Below are 20,159 nucleotides of genomic sequence, written 5' to 3'. Positions count from 1 at the left end.
CGTCGGCCCTGCCCGGACCTGGCCTAACCCTCGACGATGAGCATGGGGTTCGCCTGCTGGCAGAGGGTGTCCCCGGCCGTCTGGTTGACGATGTCCTCAGGCAAAGCAGCCTCCGCCCCGTACGTGGTACCCGACGTGAAATCGGTGCCGAGGTAGACCTGGACTCCGGACACTGCTGGAGCCGGCAGCACCTGCGCCGCAGGGACTCCCAACAGCTCCGCAACGTCAGCAGCCACGTCCGCGTAACCCGTGCCGTAGTAGACAACGGACTGTTCCACGGCGGTTGCCTCGAATTGACCGGCCTGGGTGAACCCGCCGCCGATCAGTGCCTGCACTATTTCCTGCGCGCGTCCTGGCACGCCGGTGCCGTTGGCTACGGTGACCGGCTGGAGCGCCTTGTCATAGGCCGGCGCGGGAGGAGCCGTTTCACTTGGCGCCGTAGTGGGTGGAGCAGTGGTCTCCGTGGGCGCAGGCGTGGGCGGCGCTGTGGGGTCGGTCAGGTCAATATCCTGCCGCAGCGCCGCGAACAACTGCGAGCCACCGGGTTCAGCGATCTGCAGCCTGTTCGGATCCAGCAGGGCGGGCGTGGTAGGAACGGCCACGAACGCGACTTTGCTGATGTCGATGTCCTTGAGCCGGTTGCCGATGGTCAGCAGGCTGGGAACGGAAGCCAGGCCCTCATCGACAGTCAGGTTCTGGGTGACCACGTCCGCAATCTTCAGCATCTTGCCAGGATCGCTCAGTGTGCCTTCATCCTTGATCTTCCGCGTGAGCGAGGACAGGAACCCCTGTTGGGCCTTTATACGGCCAAGGTCGCCTCCGTCCGCAAATGCGTGGCGGGTGCGCAGGAAGGCGAGGGCCATTTCACCTTGAACCGCGGAGGTGCCTTTCGGGAGCCGGAGCCGGGAGTCCGGGTCAAAGACGGCGTCGCTGATACATACGTCCACGCCGCCCACTGCGTTGGACAGTTCCTTCACCGCGTTGAAATCCGCCATCATGAAGTGATCGACTTCCAGGCCGGTCAGCCGGTTGACCGTGTCCACGGCGCAACCAATGCCGGCCTCGTTCATGGCTTCGTTGATCATCACACCGCTACGCGCGGGAAAAGTCTGCTTCGTTTCGTCGTCCGTGCATTCGGGAATGTCAACCAGCAGGTCGCGCGGAAAACTGATGACGCTGACCCGCTTGTTGTCCGCGGAGATGTCCATCAGCATCATGACGTCGGACTTGCCGTAGCCTCGTGAATCGTCAGCGGAGCCGTACTCGGCGTTTTTGCCCTCGCGGGTATCCGAGCCCAGAATCAGGATCTGCATCCGCCCGGTCGCGTCGCTGACCGATTCGTTATTTCCGCCCCCGGCGTTCAGCGGGGCCTTGGAAATATTGTTCTGCAGGCGGAGGAACCAGAATCCTGCAAATGCGAGAGCACCGACCAGGGCCACCGACAGCACGCCTGTGGTGATTTTGAGCCACAGCGGCATCCCTCGCACGGGACCAAGGTGACGGGCGGCTCCAACGGTGCCGTCATCCGCGTGCCGCGACACTGGTCCCCCTGCTGACACGTCAGCTCCGTTTTCGCGCTTGTCGCGGCCTCGCCCCACGTGATGGACCTTCCTCTAGATTCTGAATCCGGTCCATTTTAGTGGTCCAGGCTGGGAAATTGCCGGTGGGCCCCGCGGCCGCACGTATTAAAGCGTCAGAAGCCCAGCTTTACGAGCTGTTTTGGGTCCCGCTGCCAATCCTTGGCCACCTTCACGTGCAGGTCGAGGTAGACACGCGTCCCCAGGAGCGCCTCGATTCCCTTCCGTGCGTTGGTGCCCACTTCGCGCAGCCGGCTGCCGCCCTTGCCGATGATGATGGCCTTCTGGGACGGGCGTTCGACGTAGAGGTTCACGCGCACGTCCAGCAGGGGGTTGTCATCCGGACGGTCCTCGCGGGGCACAATTTCTTCAACAACCACCGCGAGGGAGTGCGGCAGTTCGTCGCGGACGCCTTCCAGTGCCGCTTCCCGGATCAGCTCTGCGACCATCACGGCTTCAGGCTCGTCGGTCAGCTCACCGTCCGGGTACAGCGGGGGCGACGGCGGCATGTGGCTGATGAGGACGTCGGCGACGGTTTCCACCTGGAAGCCGTCGCTGGCGGATACCGGAACAATGTCCTTCCAGCCTTCCTCGCCCAACACTTCCCGCCCGAGCGCGGCGACGGCAAGGAGCTGCTCAGTCAGCGCCTGCCGGTCCACGAGGTCCGCTTTGGTGACAATGGCAATCACGGGCTGGCGGCCAACAGCTGCGAGCTGGGCAGCAATGTACTTGTCGCCGGGTCCGATCTTTTCGTTCGCGGGCAGGCAGAACCCGATCGCATCCACCTCGGCGAGGGTGTCCGCCACGAGGTCGTTCAGGCGCTTTCCCAGGAGGGTACGGGGACGGTGCAAACCTGGCGTGTCCACGAGGATCAGCTGCGCATCCTCGCGGTGGACGATGCCGCGGATGGTGTGTCGGGTGGTCTGCGGCTTGGCGGAGGTAATGGCGACCTTCTTGCCCACCAGCGCATTTGTCAGAGTGGACTTACCCGCGTTGGGGCGGCCCACCAGGACTGAAAATCCTGCGCGGAAGCCGCCGAAATCTTCGTCGCTTGCGGCCTTATTTTTCTTGCTCACGTGGAACTCCCTGCTGGGTTGCTTCCGCCTCCTGGAGGAGGTCTTCAAGGTCAGTGTCTTCTTTTGGAACCTGCGCCGCAATAATGTGGCTGACCCGGTTCCGGCGGCCTTCAAGCCTTTCGGCGCGCAGTGACACACCATCAACTTCGACGCTGCTGCCGACGATGGGCACACGGCCCAGCGCCTTGGCGAGCAGGCCTCCCACTGTGTCCACTTCGTCGTCGTCGAGCTCGATGTCAAAAAGCTCGCCGAGGTCGTCGATGCTCATCCGGGCACTCACGCGGTACGAGCCGTCGCCCAGTTCGACGGCCTCGGCGCTTTCGGTATCGTATTCGTCGACGATTTCGCCCACGATCTCCTCGATGAGGTCCTCAAGGGTGACGAGTCCGGCGGTACCGCCGTATTCGTCGATCACGATGGCCACATGCGTGGATTCCTTTTGCAACTCGCGCAGCAGGTCACTGACCTGCTTCGACTCGGGCACGTACCGGACCTCCCGGACCAGCGAATCCACCTGGGGCGGCTCCTCGTCGGGTGCCAGCTCATGCAGGACGGCGGCAACATCCTTGAGGTAGATGATGCCCAGAATATGGTCCGTGTCTTCGCCAATCACCGGGATCCTTGAATACCCGGAGCGCAGGAAGAGTGACATGGCACGGCGGAGGCTGGAGCCCGCTTCGATGCTGAGGATGTCTGTCCGCGGCACCATAACGGCACGGACCAGGGTATCGCCGAAATCGAAGACCGACTGGATCATTTCAGCCTCGGTGTCCTCGATCATGTCTGACTCGCTGGCGCGTTCCACCAGCTCACGGAACTCCTGCTCGCTGAAAAACGCCTCATCGCCGCCCGGCGCGCCGGGGGCAGCAGCACTCCCCAGGGCCACGAGCCATCCCGGGATAGGTCCCAGCACCCAGGTGAGGAACCGGATCATCGGCGCCGTGAAGCGCACGACGGCGGCTGAGTGGAGCCGTCCGAGCTGGCGGGGGGAGACCCCTACGATGACGAATCCCAGGAGGGCCATAATGCCCGTTGCGGCAAGCCCCGCCAGCCAGATGTTGTCGAGCAGGCTGTACAGCAGGACGGCGACGGCAACCGCTGAGGCCATCTCAAACCAGATGCGCCAGAACCGCAGCGCCCGGATGTGCGCAACGGGCTCTGCCAGAATCCGGCGCATGGCCGTGCCGCGGCTCTTGACGAGTGCCTCCTCGGCGTCGTGCCGAGGAAGAAAGTTGAAGGCGGCCTCGGCCGCGGTCAGTACTGCCGCGAAGACCAGGAAAGCCAGGGCCATCGCGACGAGGAGCAGAGGGGTCACTGGGTGGTCTCGACGGGCGCTTCTTTGCCGGTGAAGCCGGACAGGAGCTCGCGCTGAAGGCTGAACATCTCGGTCTTCTCCTCAGGCTCGGCGTGGTCGTAGCCCAGCAGGTGCAGGATACCGTGCGTGGTCAACAGCAGCATCTCGTCCTGCAGCGAATGGCCGGCGCTCCGGGCCTGGACGGTGGCAACCTGCGGGCACACCGCAATGTCCCCCAGCATGCCCTGGGGCGTCGGCCGGTCAGGCGTGCCCGGGGTCAGCTCGTCCATGGGCACGGACAGCACGTCGGTGGAGCCTGGCTCGTCCATCAGTTCAATGTGAAGCTTCTCCATCGCAGGCTCGTCCACCAGGAGGATGGACAGTTCGGCCTGCGGATGAATGTACAGCTGCTCAAAGATGTACCTGGACAGGGCAACGAGTTCGGATTCGTCCACCTGGACGCCGGACTCGTTGTTCACCTCGATGCTCACGCGTGTTCCCCCCGCTTTTCCCGGCTTGCCGAATGCTTGACCCGGCTGCGCTGGGTGTCGTCCCAGATGCTGTAGGCATTGACGATATCGCCCACCAGGCGGTGCCGCACGACGTCTGCTGCATCCAGGACGGAGAAGTTCACGCCATCGATACCCTGGAGGATTTCTTCCACGATCCGCAGCCCAGACCGGGTGCCGAAGGGCAGGTCCACCTGGGTGACATCGCCCGTTACCACCATTTTTGATCCGAAGCCAAGCCTGGTGAGGAACATCTTCATCTGCTCGGGCGTGGTGTTCTGTGCCTCGTCCAGGATGATGAACGCGTCGTTGAGCGTGCGGCCGCGCATATAGGCCAGCGGCGCCACCTCGATGGTCCCCGCCGCCATCAGCCGCGGAATGGACTCCGGGTCCATCATGTCGTGCAGGGCATCGTACAGCGGACGGAGGTAGGGGTCGATTTTGTCACTCAGGGTGCCTGGAAGGAAACCAAGCCGCTCCCCCGCCTCGACGGCGGGGCGGGTCAGGATGATCCGGCTGACCTCTTTTTGCTGCAGGGCCTGCACCGCTTTGGCCATGGCCAGGTACGTCTTGCCGGTGCCGGCGGGCCCAATTCCAAAGATCACCGTGTTGGCGTCGATGGCATCAACGTAGTTTTTCTGGTTCAGGGTTTTGGGACGGATGGTCTTGCCACGGCTGGAGAGGATGTCATGGGTCAGCACATCCACGGGATTTTGCATCGACTGCGAGCGGAGGAGCGCCACAAGCTGCTGCAATACAGCCGGACTGATGACCGTGCCGCGGGCCACGAGCCCCCGGACCTCATGCAGGAGCCGCATGATCCTTGGCACATCAGTCGCAGGGCCGCTGATGGAAAGCTCATTGCCGCGAACGTGGAAATTCACGTCGGGGAACTGTTCCTCGATGAACCGCAACGCTTCATCATGGCTGCCCAGCGATTGAACCATCTGGTCCGAGTTGTCGAAAAGGACCACTTCGGTCCGAACGCCGGGGAGTGAATGGGGAAACTCCCCCGCTGCGCCCTCGCCTGTCACGAGCCTGCGCTTTCCGTTAGCTGATTCAGTCATGGTGCTGGCCCGCAGGCCTGTGATCCCCTCGATGTCGAAACAATAGCTGTTGGCTGATCTGCGGCGGCTGGTGCCGTTGCTTCCAGCGGTACCACCATCCTACGCCAGCAGGCACACCAGGCCCCATACTGCAATGGGCCGCCGGTACCTGTCCGGCTCGGCCGAAGACGCTATTCCCTTCATTAGGTATCAACTTCATATCGGCCTCATATCGTTCCAGTTGCAGTTGGACTGCTCAGCGCATCCCGGCGCTTCTGCTCCCCGGGGCTGTGCAATGCTGGAAATCCAGCCTGCTGCTGGAGCAGCGAAGCCGACCGGGGATCGGCCTACCCGACCAGGAAAGGACAGGGCAATCAAGTTGCCGGAAACCGCAGCGCCCCGCCGGGCCCGAGGAGCCCTTAGCGGCGCCCGTTCAGCGGTCCTTGCCGGTCTCCTGCTCGCGGTCCCTGTCCTGGCAGGCTGCATCGCCGAACCGGGACCGTCCCCCACCGGCGTACTCTCTTCCAGTCCCGCCGCCCCCGGAACCACGTCCGGTGCCCCGTCCACAAGTGCTCCCCTGGAGACCACCCAGTCCTCCAACAAAGCGCCCGTCTACTGGATCGGGCGCAGCAACAGCGATGTCTTCCTTTACCGGGAATTCCGGGACGTCCCGGAGGAGGAGAATCCCGTCACGCGGGCGCTGCGCGCCATGATGTCCGAGAAACCCCTGGATCCTGACTTCTTTACGCCATGGCAGAACCCCAAGCAGTTGGCCACCTCGATTTCGGGCAAGGACGTCATCACGGTAGATGTGTCAGAGGACGCCTTCAACAGCAATCTTGACGCCGACATGGCCACCCATGCTATCCAGCAGCTTGTCTATACGGCTACCGCCGCGGCTGCAAGCTCAGGACTGATTGACACCGGCCAGCAGATCCGCGTCAGGATCCTGGTGGACGGACACACCGACTACGTCGCGTTCAATCACGTGCAGCTGGGGTCCCTCATGGCCCGTACAGTCGGGCTGGTGGCCCCGGTATGGATCATCGACCCGCAGGAAGACGTGGAAGTGGCCGACGGCAGCGTCAAGATCACCGGACGAAGCACCCTGCCCGGTGGGAAGCTCCGCTGGCAAATCCTGCGGTCCGGGGACAACGGCAACAAGACCCCCTTCCTCGCCGGAGAAACAACGGCGGCTGCAGATCCCGCACAGGCCGGGGTATTCACCTTGGCCCTGACCCTGCCCGAGGGTGAGTTCGAACTTCGGGTGGCCCAAACCTCCAACTCGGACGGCCAAGTGGACGGCACAGAGGACACGCGGAGCTTCAAGGTCCGTTAGCCCCCGCCGAGCAGCTCAGACAGCCGGTGCCGCCCAGCGGCCCAGGACGTCGCTGGCAAGAACGACGGCGGCAGGACCGGCTGTTGAAGAGCGCAGTACGTGGTGCCCCAACAGGGCGGTTACGGCACCCTGGCCGCACAGCCTTGTCACTTCACGCTGGCTGATCCCTCCCTCCGGACCGACGATCAGAAGCACTTCCCGCACCCCTTCGTCAGCAGACTCGGTCGGGAGCCAGGATTCCAGGACTGACCGGAGGGGCCGCACGGCGTTCTCGTGCAGGATTACGGCAAGGTCGGCCGCCGGCACTGCAGAGGCGAGGCCGGCGGTGTCGACGGCGGCACGCACTTCAGGGATCCAGGCACGGCGGGCCTGTTTGGCGGCGGCAGTAACGACGGATTGCCATTTTGCGTGGGCTTTGGCTGCCCGGTCACCTTTCCAGCGCACGATTGACCGCTCCGACTGCCACGGAATCACAGCATCGATGCCCAGCTCGGTGGCCGTCTCGATGGCCAGCTCATCCCGGTCTCCTTTGGCCAGGGCCTGGACCAGCACCAGCCTCGTGTGCGGACGCTCCTCAATAGCGACGGACGTGCATTCCACTTCGAGCCTGGTGGAGGAAGCGGCAGCGACCTTGCCGATCATGCGGGTACCGGCGCCGTCGACAATATCCACGGCCTCGCCGGGAGCGAGCCGCTTGACCGTGACCGCATGCCGCGCCTCCGGTCCCTCCAGGACGAAAATCCCTTCCGGCACCATCCGGTCCAGGGACCCGGCCGCAGCGAAAAAGACGGGGTTGCTCACTGCTACAGGTTACCGAGCCGGTCCCGGAGCTTGGCGAACATGCCGCCGCTGGCAGCAAGCTTGCCGTCCGTGATTTGTTCGCCGCGAAGCTTGGCGAGCTGGCGCAGCAGGTCCTCCTGCGCGGCATCGAGCTTTGCAGGCGTCTCGACCTGGAGATGAACCTTCAGGTCACCGCGGCCGTAACCACGCAGGTGTGTGACACCGAGGCCGCGCAGGGTGATGATCTCTCCGGACTGCGTGCCGGCCTTCACATCGATGTCCTGCGGCCCGTCGAAGGTTTCGAGGGTCACGTCGGTTCCGAGGGCAGCTGCCGTCATGGGGATGTTCAGGGTGGCGTGGAGGTCGTCGCCCTCGCGGACGTAGGTGGCGTCGTTGTTGACGCGGATTTCCACGTAGAGGTCGCCTGCGGGGCCGCCCGCGGGACCGGCCTCACCCTGGCCGGACAGCTGGATGCGCGTGCCGGTGGCAACGCCGGCGGGAACCTTGATGGTCAGGGAACGGCGGCTGCGGATGCGCCCCTGCCCGCTGCATTCGTTGCAGGGGTCCTTGATGACGGTTCCGAAGCCTTCGCAGGTGCCGCACGGAGCCGCCGTCATGACTTGGCCGAGGATGGAACGAACTGCCCTCTGGACCTGGCCGCTGCCACCGCAGATGTCGCAGCGTTCCGGATGGGTTCCGGGCCGGCAGCACGAACCTTCACAGGTGGGGCAGACCACTGCCGTGTCTACTTCGAGCTTCTTGTTGACCCCGAACACCGCGTCGCGGAGTTCGATCCGGACACTGATGAGCGCGTCCTGTCCGCGCCTGACCCGTGATGCGGGGCCAGTGGTGCCGCCGGCGCCAAAGAAGGTATCGAAGATGTCCTGGAAAGCGAAGCCCTGGCCGGCGTAGGCTCCACCGCCGAACCCGTTGTCGGTGCCGTTCTCGTTGCCGGTGGTGTCGTAGACCCGCCGCTTCTGGGGATCCGAGAGAACTTCGTAGGCGTGGGTCACTGCCTTGAAGCGGTCCGCAACATCCTCACCGGGATTGACGTCCGGGTGAAGGGTCCGGGCCAGCTTGCGGTAGGCCTTCTTGATCTCTTCTCCGGTGGCATCCGGTGAGACTCCAAGGACTTCGTAGTGGCTGCTCAAAGTTCGTATCTCTTCCTTGTTGTTCTGCCTGCAGTCATACTGCATACACTGCTGTGCGCTTTTGGGCGCCGTTTTGCGGTCAGGGCCCCAGAATCCGTGACAGGTAACGGGCCACAGCCCTGACGGCGGCCATGGTGGTGGGATAGTCCATTCTGGTGGGACCCAGCACGCCAATTTTGGCGACACTGTCCGGGCCATAGCCCGTGGCCACGACGGATGCTTCCGCCAGGCCGTCGTAGGGGTTTTCGCGGCCGATGCTAACGGCTACTCCGCGGTGGTCGTGTGCCATCTCGCTTAGCAGGCGCAGCATCACCACCTGTTCCTCCAGCGCCTCCAGCACCGGCCCGATGCTGAGCGGGAAGTCAACGTTGGAACGGGCCAGGTTGGCCGTGCCGGCCATCACCATACGGTCTTCGCGGCTGCTGTGGGCCAGGCCTTCCAGCCCGTGCGCCAGCGCCTGGGCTGCCTGCCGCTGTCCATGGGCAACGCCGGACACTACTGCGGGCAGGGACTGTCCCAGCTGGGCCAGCGGAGTCCCGGCGAGGGACCCGAGGAACCTGGCGCGCAATCCAGCGAGGGCTTCATCCCCCAGGTCCTGCCCGACGTCGATGACGCGTTGTTCCACCTTGCCGCTGTTGGCGATCAGCACCACCAACACCTTCCGCGGTGCCAGGAGAACGAATTCGATGTGGCGGATCAGTGCGCGGTTGAGGTGCGGATACTGGACAACCGCCACCTGGTTTGTCAGCTGGGACAATAGCCGGACGGTACGTTCCAGGACGTCGTCGAGGTCATCCGAACCTTCAAGCAGGGACTGGATGGCCCGCCGCTCAGCCTGGGACAAGGGCTTCACCGCGGAAATCTGGTCGACGAAGAGCCGGTAGCCCTTGTCAGTGGGGATGCGGCCTGCGCTGGTGTGGGGCGCGGTGATCAGCCCTTCGTCCTCGAGCGCGGCCATGTCATTGCGAATGGTGGCGCTGGAGACACCAAGATGGTGCCGCTCCACCAGGGCCTTGGACCCGACGGGCTCGCGGGAGTGGACGTAGTCCTCCACGATGGCCCGCAGTACTTCCAGTTTGCGTGGCTCGCTCACACTCCACCTCCATCCAGGGTTCAGGGCGGCCGTTCCGCCCGCATCGTATCGCTGAGCGGTTAGCACTCGACATGCCCAAGTGCTAACAGTCTAATATGACTCACCCCGTTGTTAGCATTGGTACCGCTCCGGGCGAAATTCCCGGCCGTGATCTAGCGCGAGGCGGAGTAATTTTGATGCATTACCAGAACTGGGGAGCCCAGGACCTTTCCGCCCCCGCCAAGGCTCAATTGCCCGAAGTGCCCGTGGAGCAGGGCATGGTGCTGGAAGATGTGCAATCCGGCTGGGTCGGCGCAGTGACCCGGGTGGAAAAATCGGGAGGAATGCATGTGGTGGCCCTTGAGGACCGCCGCGGCAAGTCACGCTCGTTCCGGTTGGGCTTCGGGTTCCTCCTTGAGGGGCAGGCGATCCGCCTGATGCCACCTGCTCCACGGCCGGCTGCCGGGGCGGGTGCAGCCGCCGGCAGGACGGCGTCTGGTTCTGTCCGCGTCGCCGGCCAGAGGGCCCAGGTTGCCAAGGCGAGCCGCATCTGGGTGGAGGGCAAGCACGACGCCGAACTCGTGGAGAAGGTGTGGGGAGATGACCTCCGGGTGGAAGGCATCGTCGTCGAACCCCTGCACGGCATTGATGACCTTGCGGCAGCCGTGGCTGGTTTCAGGCCGGGGCCGGGCAGGCGACTGGGGGTCCTCGTGGACCACCTGGTACCTGATTCGAAAGAATCGCGCATTGCCGACGCCGTGATGGCCTCTCCCGGAGCCGCAGGGAACGTGCTGATCGTGGGGCACCCCTATGTTGACGTGTGGCAGGCCATCCGCCCGGCCGTCCTGGGTATCGAGGAGTGGCCGGTAGTGCCGCGCGGGCAGGATTGGAAAACGGGCATCCTCGCAGCCTTCGGGTGGCCCCACGAAACCAAGGAGGACATCGGCCTGGGATGGCAGAAGCTGTTGGGCGCCGTCCGCAGTTACGCGGACCTGGAAGCGTCGCTGCTGGGAAGGGTGGAGGAAGTCATCGATTTCCTCACGGTCCCCTGAACCACCGGCCCGCCTGCCCGGTGCTGGCCGGGTGGCGGACTGGCATCACCGCTGCACCCAGTATTCTTGGTACAGCGGCAACTGCGGATCGCAGCACCGGCAGTAGACATGGCATTCTTAGTCAGCACCATTGCACTTTCGAAGGAACAGACTGTGGCAGAAAACGCACGTGAGCACAGGGACAGCCAGGGCGGCCAGGGCCGTTCGGAGTACCACGGCGTGCCAGCCAATGCACTGCCCCTGACGGCCAGTGAAGACCGGCAGTGGGCCACCCTTGCCCACTTTGGCGGCATCCTGGGTTGCGTTCCTTCGCTGCTGATCTACCTGATCTTCCGTGACCGGGGGCCGTTTACCGCCCAGGAGTCCAAGGAGGCGCTGAACTTCAGCCTGCCGCCCACCATCGCCGCAGTGGTGGCCAACATCCTGGTTTTTGTGCCGGTGGTCGGCAACATCTTTGCGGTCATTGCAACACTGATCTGGATCGCCCTTACCTGCTTCTCGGTTGCCGCCGGGATTCACGTCAACAAGGGCCAGCCGCACCGTTACCCGTACAACCTGCGCTGGATCAAGTAGCGCAGGCATCGTCCGCCCCTGGACCGGACGGGAGAGTACTGCATGATGGGTGCATGCGCAGCGTCGAGTTGACCTTCGGGGAATCCACCGATTCTTTGATCAGGATGGATTGGGCCCGCCTCCTTGAAGCGGGCCTGCCGAGCCTGGCCACGCATACCTCCCCAAGCAACAGGCCACACATCACCCTCGCCGCAGGCAATACCCTGGCTTTAGGGGCCGATGTACAGGATTTGTGGGGCGGGCTGCCGATGGTCGTCCGGTTTTCCGGTCTGGTGGTCTTTCCGGCCGGGTCCGGCAGCTGCGTGCTGGCACGCCTGGTGGTACCGGCGGCGGGACTGCTGCAACTGCACGCACGGCTGCACCAGCAGTGCGCGGGGGCATTCGCCAATACCCTTCCGGATGCGTGGACACCGCATGTCACGCTGGCGCGCCGGATTCCGGGTCACCTGCTGGGAACTGCCATGGCGGCCCTGGACGTGCGGACGGAAGGAGAATGCACCGCAGCCCGCCTCTGGGACAGCCCCACCCGGACCACCACAACCCTCGGCGGCCCGCCGGAGGCCTAAGCGTTCGTGCTGTCTGGAGTCAGGGCGCCCCGTACTTCCCTGTAGCGACGCTTCCGGTCGTAGTTTCGGCGCCTTTTTGCGAGCGGCTCAACCCCGTGGGGGCGGATAATCAGGCCGGGAGTACGCGGCGGACCACCGCATCCGCCAGCAGCCGGCCTTTGAGGGTGAGGACCAGCCGTCCCCGGAAGGCTTCGGCCGGCTCCACCAGGCCGTCAGCAATCAGGCCTGCGACTTCGCGCCGGCCGTCAGCTCCAAGGGAAGCCACCTTAAGACCGGACTGCAGGCGCGCTTCGAGCATCACCCGCTCCACGTTCCGGGTTTCCAGGTCCAGCGTCTCCCTGCCGGCAGCCGGCGAAAGGCCCTGTGCCAAACGGCCAGCATAGGCGGCGGGGTGTTTGACGTTCCACCAGCGGACCCCGCCCACATGTGAATGTGCGCCGGGCCCGATTCCCCACCAGTCATCGCCGCGCCAGTAGGCGAGGTTGTGGCGGCAGGCCTGCTCCGGAGTGCGGGCCCAGTTGCTGACCTCGTACCAACCAAGGCCTGCTTCGGTGATCAGCTGATCGGCGAGTTCATACTTGTCGGCGTGGTCGTCGTCGTCGATTCCGGGGACCTCCCCGCGGCGGATCTGTGCAGCGAGCTTTGTACCGTCCTCAACGATCAGCGCGTAGGCGCTGATATGGTCAGGCTCGTAGGACAAGGCCGTCTCCAGCGAGTACCGCCAGTCAGCGAGGGACTCCCCGGGCGTCCCGTAGATCAGGTCCAGGCTGACCGCGAGACCGGCCTCGCGTGCCCATTGCACCACCTGCGGTACGCGGCTGGGCGTATGCGTGCGGTCAAGTACCTTGAGCACATGCGGAACGGCGGACTGCATGCCGAAGGAGATCCGAGTGAACCCAGCGTCCTTCAGGACAGCGAGGGATTCGGGCGTGACCGAATCGGGGTTCGCCTCCGTGGTGACTTCAGCACCGTCTTCGATGCCCCACTGGTTGATGGCGCGCCGGAGAATCAGGGCAAGATCGTCCGCGGGAAGCAGGGTGGGTGTGCCCCCGCCGAAAAACACGGTGCTCAGCCTGCGCGGGGGGAGGCCGGATTCCGTGAGGACCTTGGCCGCCACGGACACCTCTGACGCTGCCGTGCCGGCATAAGCATCCTGCGAGGCGCCGCCGCCGAGCTCCGTGGCAGTGTAGGTGTTGAAATCACAGTAGCCGCAGCGCACCGCACAGAACGGGATGTGGACATACAGGCCAAACGCCCGGTCCGCCGAACCGTCCACTGCCTGGGCGGGCAGCAGACCGTTCGACGGCGCCGGGTCGCCGAGGGGAAGGGTGCTAGGCATTGCAGGGGCCTCCGGTGTTGCCGGACGCAGTGTCCACTACTTCTTGGCCTTGTCCTTGGACTCGTCTGTGGTGAGGGCGGCGATGAACGCTTCCTGGGGGACCTCGACCCGGCCCACCATCTTCATGCGCTTCTTGCCTTCCTTCTGCTTTTCCAGCAGTTTGCGCTTACGCGAGATGTCACCGCCGTAGCACTTTGCCAGCACGTCCTTGCGGATGGCACGGATGCTTTCGCGGGCAATGATCCGGGAGCCGATAGCGGCCTGGATGGGCACCTCGAACTGCTGGCGGGGAATGAGCTCGCGCAGCTTGGTGGTCATCATGACGCCGTAAGCGTAGGCCTTGTCCCGGTGCGTGATGGCGGAGAACGCATCCACCTGCTCACCCTGGAGCATGATGTCCACCTTCACGAGATCGGCCACCTGGTCGCCGTCTGCCTTCCAGTCCAGGGAACCGTAGCCACGGGTCTTTGACTTGAGGATGTCGAAGAAGTCGAACACGATTTCTGCCAGCGGCAGGCGGTAGCGGATTTCCACCCTGTCCTCGGACAGGTAGTCCATGCCGCCCATAACACCACGCCGGCTCTGGCACAGTTCCATGATGGCGCCAACGAACTCGTTAGGAGCCAGGATGGTGGCGGACACCATCGGCTCGCGGACCTCGGAGATCTTGCCGGAAGGGTATTCGCTGGGGTTGGTTACGTGGACCACTTTCTTGTCCTCCAGCGTCACCTCGTATTCCACGTTGGGCGCCGTGGAGATCAGGTCAAGGTTGTATTCGCGTTCCAGCCGCTCGCGGGTGATTTCGAGGTGGAGCAAACCCAGGAAGCCAACGCGGAAGCCGAAACCCAGCGCAGCGGAGGTTTCCGGCTCATAGACCAATGCGGCATCGTTGAGCATCAGCTTCTCCAGTGCATCGCGGAGCACCGGGTAGTCCGTGCCGTCCAAGGGATACAGGCCAGAAAAGACCATCGGCTTGGCATCGGCGTAGCCGGGGAGCGAGTCGGCGGCCGGCTTAGCGAGGTTGGTCACCGTGTCGCCCACCTTGGACAGGCGGACATCCTTTACGCCGGTGATGAGATAGCCCACTTCGCCAACGCCCAATCCCTTGGAGGGGGTGGGCTCCGGGGAGCTCACCCCGATCTCGAGGAGTTCGTGGGTGGCCCGGGTAGACATCATCTGGATGCGTTCACGGGGGTGCAGCATGCCGTCCACCACGCGAACGTAAGTCACCACGCCGCGGTAAGTGTCGTAGACGGAGTCAAAGATCATGGCACGGGCGGGGGCGTTTGCATCGCCTTCCGGGGCCGGAAGATCGCGAACAATCTTGTCCAGCAGCGCTTCAACACCCATTCCGGTCTTTCCCGAGACACGGAGTACATCCTCCGGGTCCCCGCCGATCAGGCTTGCCAGTTCCGCCGCGTACTTCTCGGGCTGGGCCGCCGGGAGGTCGATCTTGTTCAAGACCGGGATGATGGTGAGGTTGTTTTCCATCGCCAGGTACAGGTTGGCGAGGGTCTGGGCCTCAATGCCCTGCGCTGCGTCAACCAGGAGTATCGCTCCTTCGCAGGCCGCCAGCGAGCGGGAGACCTCATAGGTGAAGTCCACGTGGCCCGGAGTGTCGATCATGTTCAGCGCGTAACTCGTCCCGTCGAGTTCCCACGGCATGCGGACAGCCTGGGACTTGATGGTAATGCCGCGCTCACGCTCGATGTCCATACGATCCAGGTATTGGGCCTTCATGTCGCGGGACTGAACGACACCGGTGAACTGCAGCATACGGTCGGCGAGGGTGGACTTGCCGTGGTCAATGTGCGCGATGATGCAGAAGTTCCGAATAATTGCCGGATCTGTCGCGGCGGGCACCGGGGCGGTGCGGGCCATGGGAGACACGCAGGGTCCTTACTGTTGGCATTCACGCGGCCACCGCCAGGGCGCACAGAGGGCACCCTGCGGACACTCCGCACATCTGGAACTTCAAGTGTCCCACGTCCGGGCGTGTGGCACTGCATTACGGGCACTTGACGTCCCGTGCCTGTGACGCGCGCCAGGGTTAGGGTTGCACGATGGCTATCAACCTCCGCTCCCTGGCAGGCGCCGTCAGAGCCGGCCTTCGCGCACTGCAGAAGGCGGGCCGCGGCGCCCCGGCCGGCAAGGCAGGTCCAGCTCGCGGCGCACCCTCCCCCTCGAGTCCACGCAATGATCATTACCCCGGCGACTTTGAAGGCCGGTTCACCATCCGCTACGCGCCACAGCGGGACGGCGACCCGGATCCTGGTGAGGTGGTGTGGGCCTGGGTCCCTTACGAGGAGGACCACACACGCGGCAAAGACCGGCCGGTGCTGCTGGTGGGCCGCAGCGGCGGATACCTCCTGGGGCTGATGCTCACCAGCAAAGACCGGGTCCCTGATTCGGGAGCATCAGCAGGATATGTGGACATCGGCACCGGCGGCTGGGACCGCCAGGGCAGGACCAGCGAAGCCAGACTGGACCGCATTGTCCAGCTCCGGCCGGACAGCATCAGGCGGGAAGGTGCCGTGCTGGAGCGTGCCCGCTTTGACAAGGTGGCCGCAGGGCTCCGCCGGCGACACGGCTGGAGCTAGGTTCGCAAATGGCCAGTCCTGCGCCTGACCTGCTACTCTTTATAGCTGTGTGTCCGTGCAGGTCGACGGCCACTGATGGTTGGCCGCCATAGGTATCCCCACGCCGCTCAGTCAATGGCCAATCTGAAAGCCCTCTAGACCATTTCCGCATTAAAAAGAGAGTTCACACGTGGCGAATATCAAGTCCCAGAAGAAGCGCATCCTCACCAACGAGAAGGCACGCCTGCGCAACAATGCAGTCAAGTCCGAGCTGAAGACGGCCATCCGCGCCGTCAACACCGCCGTTGAGTCCACGGACAAGGATGCAGCTGCTGCTGCCCTGGTTGCTGCCAGCCGCAAGCTGGACAAGGCTGTCAGCAAGGGTGTTCTGCACAAGAACAACGCAGCAAACCGCAAGTCGGCGATCTCTAAGAAGGTCAACGCACTGTAAGGTTTCCAGTTCGTTCGAACTGATGGTTGTGGCCGGTACCTGTTGGTACCGGCCACACATCTTTAACTACCTGCATTCCTTTGACTAACTACACCGGTTTTTCCCGGCGCTTGGTGTGTCGTGCTGCTGGTTTACCTGCCTTGGACGGACATGGCAATCACCGTGACTGCATGTTCAACCGCGTAGACGGGATCGCGGGAAAGACCTTTGACCTGGGCATCAGCTTCGGCGGTGGCCTGGATGGAGCGGACCAGGCCTTCCGGCGTCCAGCGCCGGACGTCCCGCTGGGCCTGCTCGACCAGCCATGGCTGCATTCCCAGGTCGGCGGCTATCTGCGCCGAAGAACCCGAAGCGCCGGCAACGCGCGCCACGGTCCGCAGCTTTGCCGCCAGCGCGGCGACCAGCGGGACCGGATCTGCTCCCGTCGCAAGGGCATGGCGGAGGGTGGAGAGCGCAAGCGGCCCGTTTCCTGCCATGGCAGCGTCGGCCACCTTGAAGGCAGTGGCCTCGATGCGCCCGCCGTAGTAGCGGTCCACGATGTCGGTGGTTACCGTCGTGCCGGCGTCCGCGATCAACTGGCTGCATGCTGCCGCCAGTTCCGAAAGGTTTGCCCCGACAGCGTTAACCAGTGCCTGCACGGCGTCCTGTTCAATCCTTCGCCCTGCCCCTTTGAACTCTGCTGTGACAAAGGCCACCTTGTCCGCGTCCTTTTTGAGGGGCTGGCAGTCCACTACCGGCCAGCCGCCCTTCTTGATCGCGTCCAGCAGCTTCTTGCCCCGGACTCCCCCGCCATGGCGCAGCACCAGGACGGCGTCCGACTCCGGGTGGCCGAGGTAGCCAAGCGCGTCGGCCAGGAAAGCATCATTCATCGATTCGACGGCCTCGACTTCGATGAGCTTGCTCTCGCCGAACAGGGACGGGCTGACCTGCATGAGCAGGGTTCCGGCTTCATAGGCTGCGGCGTTGATACGGCTGACTTCAACGTCCGGGGCAGCTGCCCGTACCTGGGCGCGCACGCGGTCAATGGCCCTGATGCCGAGGTACTCTTCAGGCCCGGCGACCAGGACCACTGCTGCCGGGGTTACGTCGCGCCACGTGGGGCCGTTCGACGCCGGGGAACGGGTTGCACGTTTCTGCGCAGCGGCCATCAGGGCTTCCTTCCGGAAAATTTTGTGGAGTATCCAAGCCTGCCATGTCCTGGGGCCCGGTCCAAGCCCGGGCCACGCTTCGGCAGCACGCGACGGGCAGGTATGCGCCGCGGCTTACGGCCGTAGCCCTGCAGCCTTCCAGCGGAGTACCGCTCCAGCACCTCAATCAGGGAAACGGTGCGCCTGTGCCAGGCCATCACAACCCGGACAAGCCGGCGCGGGCGGACCGCGGCCCACACGGTCAGGAACGTCAGCACGGACAGGAACACCATGGTCAGCAACCCGTGCACACCCTCGGGCCAGGGTAACGCTGCGCCGGGAAGCTGCGAGGTGAACCGGGCCGTCGCCGCCACACCGGCGCTGAACGTACCGGCCACCGCAATCAGGACGGTTGCAGCCCACGGGGCCAGGACCACCAGGGGCACGGCAGCCGTTCCCAGCAGGGTTACAGGTGCCACCAGTGGGGACGCTATGACGTTGGCCAGCAAGGAGTAGGTGGAAAACTGGGGCTGCAGCACAACAATCACCGGTCCGCAGAGCAACTGCGCGGACAAGGGAACGGCCACAGCGGCCGCTGCCCACCGCGGGACGAACGCAGGGGTCCATGCCATGATGCGCTGACCCAGGACGATGATCCCCAATGTCGCCAGGACGGACAGAAGGAACCCGAAACTTGATCCCAGCCCCGGATCCATCAGCAGGAGTCCAATCACGGCGAGGCACAGGAAGCTCAAACCTCGCCCGGACCGGCCGGCAGCCAGGGCGGCAACCGCCACGGCTCCCATCAGGGCCGCGCGCAGCACGCTCGCATCGGGTCCGACGAGCAGTACGAACAGGGCAAGGCCCGCCACGGCAAGCGCCGCTGCGGGCAACCGCGGTAGGCGGAGTCTCCTGCACAACAGCAGCAGCCCGCCCAGAACCAGGCTGCAGTTCGCCCCGCTGACGGCCGTCAGGTGAGTCATGCCAACGCTTTTCATGGCGGAGTTCAGGCCCTCGACCAAGGCGCTGGTGTCCCCGGTAACCATTCCGGGCAGCAGGCCGCGGGGATCCGGGGCGAGGAAGGACGCGGCAGCAACAAAACGCTCCCGCAGCTCCTTTGCGGCTCCCTGCAGAATGGGAGGGGCAGCTACCGGCTGCCCTGGCCCGGAGGACGCTGTGAGGATGCCCGCTTCCTCCTTCCCCTGATCAGCGGGGCGCAGCTTTCCCATGGCGCGGACCATCTGGCCGGGCACCACGGCGCCCCAGCCGCCACCACCCATCACCACCAGCCGCGCCCGCGTCCGGAGCACCACACCGCCGGTACTGACGTCCCGGGTCCAGGCCGGCACGGACCAGCGCACCGGCGGACCAGCCTGGTTGGGTGCAGTCAGGGCACGTGGGGCTCCTGCCACTTCAAGGACGGCCGCCACCGACTTCCCGGAGGAGACGGCGGCCGCGAGGGGACCGTCGTGGCGCTGTGTGGCGGCAACCGCCGAGTGTGCAGCCGCTGTCCCCGCCAGGAGGAGGGCAACCGCCGTGGTGGTGAGGAAACTGCGCCGGGCCGGTTTTTCCTTTCCTCGCAGGGCCGGTTGCAAGCTACGAGCTGTGAAACTGCGGTGCAGCAGCAGCGCCGCGAGGACGAGCATTGCGCAGCAGACGCCCGCCAACGCCAACGGTGGCAGCCAGAGACCGGCAGTGGAGGCAGCCCAGACGAGTGCCGCCGGCAGCGCCAACCGGACATCCGTGCGCCGGCGAGGGGTTCCGCAACCGTTGGTGATGTCCGCCTCCCGGGCTTGCCTGCCGCCGTCCGTGAACCGCGCCGACTGCGCTGCAAAGAACTTTTGCAAGCTCCCCCCGTGCCCATGCGCTGGACGCAACAATCTCCTTCGCGGTTCAGGCGCGGCGCCATCCCCGGCGTCATCAGGGGTGCTGGTCCCAGCCGCCGGCCTCGGCCGGTCCGCTGTTCCTGCATGCGACGCCTCGTGCCGGCCGGTCGCATGCGCGCGGACCGCCGACTCCACATAGCGGCTCCAGGGGCTCGCCCCTGTTCCCGATGCCCAATTATCCATGGCGCTGCCTGAGGGCAGTCGCCCTTACGATGTGTTGCTCACGACTCATATGGTCACCAGCGGCAGCAGTGCTTCAAGCATCTTCGGACCGACACCGTCAATGGCGTCGAGGTCCTCGACGGCCTTGAACGGGCCATGCTCCTTGCGCCAGTCCACGATCCGCTGAGCCAGCACCGGCCCCACCTTCGGCAATCCATCCAGTTCCTCCACCCCGGCAGTGTTCAGGTTGATCTTCGATCCTGCCGGTCCCCCGGTATTCCCCTCCGGCGGGTCACCGGCAGCCGGCGCTCCTGGATCCTCGGGGCCGGCTGGCAGCGCTTCGCCCTGCTGCGGGACGTGGATCTTCTGCCCGTCCGCAACGGCCAGGGCGAGGTTGAGGCGGTTCAGGTCCGCGCCGGGCGCGGCCCCTCCCGCGGCGTCAATGGCCTCGTGCACCCGGCTGCCACGGGGCAGTTCGACCACTCCGGGGCGAAGCACTGAACCGGCAACGTGAACCACAACTGTCCCTGCAGGGGCGCTTTCCTGGGGATCGGACTCCGGGCCAGCCCGGAGTCCGATC

19 protein-coding genes are annotated in these 20,159 nt (G+C 64.8%); 6 read left to right on the top strand and 13 right to left on the bottom strand.

The annotated features are described in order from the left end of the window. Window positions 1–23: 23 nt before the first annotated feature. The 5 genes from AC5RWX_RS20620 to AC5RWX_RS20600 all read right to left on the bottom strand — a co-directional run bounded on the left by AC5RWX_RS20620 (window position 24) and on the right by AC5RWX_RS20600 (window position 5,523). Entirely contained in the window at window positions 24–1,478 is a 1,455-nt protein-coding gene (locus AC5RWX_RS20620) for an LCP family protein (protein WP_494098174.1), read from the bottom strand. A 215-nt stretch (window positions 1,479–1,693) separates the two neighbouring features. Beyond that, entirely contained in the window at window positions 1,694–2,653 is a 960-nt protein-coding gene (gene era, locus AC5RWX_RS20615; RefSeq protein ID WP_494098173.1) for a GTPase Era, read from the bottom strand. Next, on the bottom strand, window positions 2,637–3,968 hold the full coding sequence (locus AC5RWX_RS20610; protein WP_494098172.1) for a hemolysin family protein: 1,332 nt from the start codon (window positions 3,966–3,968) through the stop codon (window positions 2,637–2,639). Before AC5RWX_RS20610 ends, era begins: the two co-directional genes overlap by 17 nt. Continuing rightward, on the bottom strand, window positions 3,965–4,438 hold the full coding sequence (gene ybeY / locus AC5RWX_RS20605; RefSeq protein WP_494098171.1) for an rRNA maturation RNase YbeY: 474 nt from the start codon (window positions 4,436–4,438) through the stop codon (window positions 3,965–3,967). The genes AC5RWX_RS20610 and ybeY overlap by 4 nt, the downstream gene beginning before the upstream one ends. After that, window positions 4,435–5,523: a PhoH family protein gene (locus AC5RWX_RS20600; RefSeq protein WP_494098170.1), complete on the bottom strand. Its 1,089-nt coding sequence runs from the start codon at window positions 5,521–5,523 to the stop codon at window positions 4,435–4,437. The genes ybeY and AC5RWX_RS20600 overlap by 4 nt, the downstream gene beginning before the upstream one ends. Before the next feature lie 358 nt (window positions 5,524–5,881). Between AC5RWX_RS20600 and AC5RWX_RS20595 the strand changes: the two genes are divergently transcribed. Further along, entirely contained in the window at window positions 5,882–6,841 is a 960-nt protein-coding gene (locus AC5RWX_RS20595) for a GerMN domain-containing protein (protein WP_494098169.1), read from the top strand. Window positions 6,842–6,856: 15 nt separating this feature from the next. Here the strand turns inward: AC5RWX_RS20595 and AC5RWX_RS20590 are convergent, their stop codons facing one another. The 3 genes from AC5RWX_RS20590 to hrcA form a co-directional block, all read right to left on the bottom strand. Continuing rightward, window positions 6,857–7,642 (bottom strand): 16S rRNA (uracil(1498)-N(3))-methyltransferase, encoded by a 786-nt coding sequence (locus AC5RWX_RS20590; RefSeq protein ID WP_494098168.1) that lies wholly within the window; start codon window positions 7,640–7,642, stop codon window positions 6,857–6,859. Between the two features lie 2 nt (window positions 7,643–7,644). Further along, a complete protein-coding gene (dnaJ, locus tag AC5RWX_RS20585) occupies window positions 7,645–8,772 on the bottom strand; it encodes a molecular chaperone DnaJ (protein WP_458781984.1) in 1,128 nt (375 codons plus the stop codon). Between the two features lie 79 nt (window positions 8,773–8,851). Next, the gene (gene hrcA / locus AC5RWX_RS20580) at window positions 8,852–9,865 is read right to left on the bottom strand and encodes a heat-inducible transcriptional repressor HrcA (RefSeq protein WP_494098167.1); all 1,014 of its coding nucleotides are present in this window, start codon (window positions 9,863–9,865) and stop codon (window positions 8,852–8,854) included. A 176-nt stretch (window positions 9,866–10,041) separates the two neighbouring features. Here hrcA and AC5RWX_RS20575 point away from each other — a divergent pair, with 176 nt between their 5' ends. The 3 genes from AC5RWX_RS20575 to AC5RWX_RS20565 all read left to right on the top strand — a co-directional run bounded on the left by AC5RWX_RS20575 (window position 10,042) and on the right by AC5RWX_RS20565 (window position 12,035). Beyond that, window positions 10,042–10,896, top strand: coding sequence for a DUF3097 domain-containing protein (locus AC5RWX_RS20575; protein ID WP_494098166.1), 855 nt, complete (start codon window positions 10,042–10,044; stop codon window positions 10,894–10,896). 153 nt (window positions 10,897–11,049) lie between these two features. After that, window positions 11,050–11,469 (top strand): DUF4870 domain-containing protein, encoded by a 420-nt coding sequence (locus tag AC5RWX_RS20570; protein ID WP_458781981.1) that lies wholly within the window; start codon window positions 11,050–11,052, stop codon window positions 11,467–11,469. 53 nt (window positions 11,470–11,522) lie between these two features. Beyond that, window positions 11,523–12,035 carry a 2'-5' RNA ligase family protein gene (locus tag AC5RWX_RS20565; protein WP_494098165.1) on the top strand — a complete coding sequence of 171 codons (513 nt, stop codon included), beginning with the start codon at window positions 11,523–11,525 and terminating at the stop codon, window positions 12,033–12,035. 109 nt (window positions 12,036–12,144) lie between these two features. On the opposite strand, the gene hemW is transcribed toward AC5RWX_RS20565, so the two are convergent. Together hemW and lepA are read right to left on the bottom strand one after the other, a co-directional pair. Continuing rightward, on the bottom strand, window positions 12,145–13,374 hold the full coding sequence (gene hemW, locus AC5RWX_RS20560; RefSeq protein WP_494098164.1) for a radical SAM family heme chaperone HemW: 1,230 nt from the start codon (window positions 13,372–13,374) through the stop codon (window positions 12,145–12,147). 36 nt (window positions 13,375–13,410) lie between these two features. Beyond that, window positions 13,411–15,264, bottom strand: coding sequence for a translation elongation factor 4 (gene lepA / locus AC5RWX_RS20555; RefSeq protein WP_256249668.1), 1,854 nt, complete (start codon window positions 15,262–15,264; stop codon window positions 13,411–13,413). A 173-nt stretch (window positions 15,265–15,437) separates the two neighbouring features. On the opposite strand from lepA, the gene AC5RWX_RS20550 reads away from it, so the two are divergent. Together AC5RWX_RS20550 and rpsT are read left to right on the top strand one after the other, a co-directional pair. Next, the gene (locus AC5RWX_RS20550) at window positions 15,438–15,974 is read left to right on the top strand and encodes a type II toxin-antitoxin system PemK/MazF family toxin (protein ID WP_494098163.1); all 537 of its coding nucleotides are present in this window, start codon (window positions 15,438–15,440) and stop codon (window positions 15,972–15,974) included. 169 nt (window positions 15,975–16,143) lie between these two features. Then, complete coding sequence (gene rpsT / locus AC5RWX_RS20545; RefSeq protein ID WP_011692086.1) at window positions 16,144–16,404, top strand: 30S ribosomal protein S20; 261 nt, start codon at window positions 16,144–16,146, stop codon at window positions 16,402–16,404. 131 nt (window positions 16,405–16,535) lie between these two features. Here the strand turns inward: rpsT and holA are convergent, their stop codons facing one another. The 3 genes from holA to AC5RWX_RS20530 all read right to left on the bottom strand — a co-directional run. After that, complete coding sequence (gene holA, locus AC5RWX_RS20540; RefSeq protein ID WP_494098162.1) at window positions 16,536–17,552, bottom strand: DNA polymerase III subunit delta; 1,017 nt, start codon at window positions 17,550–17,552, stop codon at window positions 16,536–16,538. Then, on the bottom strand, window positions 17,552–19,378 hold the full coding sequence (locus AC5RWX_RS20535) for a ComEC/Rec2 family competence protein (protein ID WP_494098161.1): 1,827 nt from the start codon (window positions 19,376–19,378) through the stop codon (window positions 17,552–17,554). Before AC5RWX_RS20535 ends, holA begins: the two co-directional genes overlap by 1 nt. 267 nt (window positions 19,379–19,645) lie before the next feature. Further along, on the bottom strand, window positions 19,646–20,159 hold a 514-nt coding region (locus tag AC5RWX_RS20530; protein ID WP_494098160.1), incomplete at its 5' end, for a helix-hairpin-helix domain-containing protein.

The organism is Arthrobacter sp. SPT-J7, from assembly GCF_059089965.1.
This window is presented reverse-complemented; position numbering and strand designations above follow the sequence as displayed.

Coding starts and splice junctions, on each gene's coding strand:
- AC5RWX_RS20600 (WP_494098170.1), bottom strand. CDS start 5,523: ATGACTGAATCAGCTAACGGAAAGCGCAGGCTCGTGACAGGCGAGGGC.
- AC5RWX_RS20565 (WP_494098165.1), top strand. CDS start 11,523: ATGCGCAGCGTCGAGTTGACCTTCGGGGAATCCACCGATTCTTTGATC.
- AC5RWX_RS20620 (WP_494098174.1), bottom strand. CDS start 1,478: ATGCCGCTGTGGCTCAAAATCACCACAGGCGTGCTGTCGGTGGCCCTG.
- holA (WP_494098162.1), bottom strand. CDS start 17,552: ATGGCCGCTGCGCAGAAACGTGCAACCCGTTCCCCGGCGTCGAACGGC.
- AC5RWX_RS20550 (WP_494098163.1), top strand. CDS start 15,438: ATGGCTATCAACCTCCGCTCCCTGGCAGGCGCCGTCAGAGCCGGCCTT.
- AC5RWX_RS20575 (WP_494098166.1), top strand. CDS start 10,042: ATGCATTACCAGAACTGGGGAGCCCAGGACCTTTCCGCCCCCGCCAAG.
- hemW (WP_494098164.1), bottom strand. CDS start 13,374: ATGCCTAGCACCCTTCCCCTCGGCGACCCGGCGCCGTCGAACGGTCTG.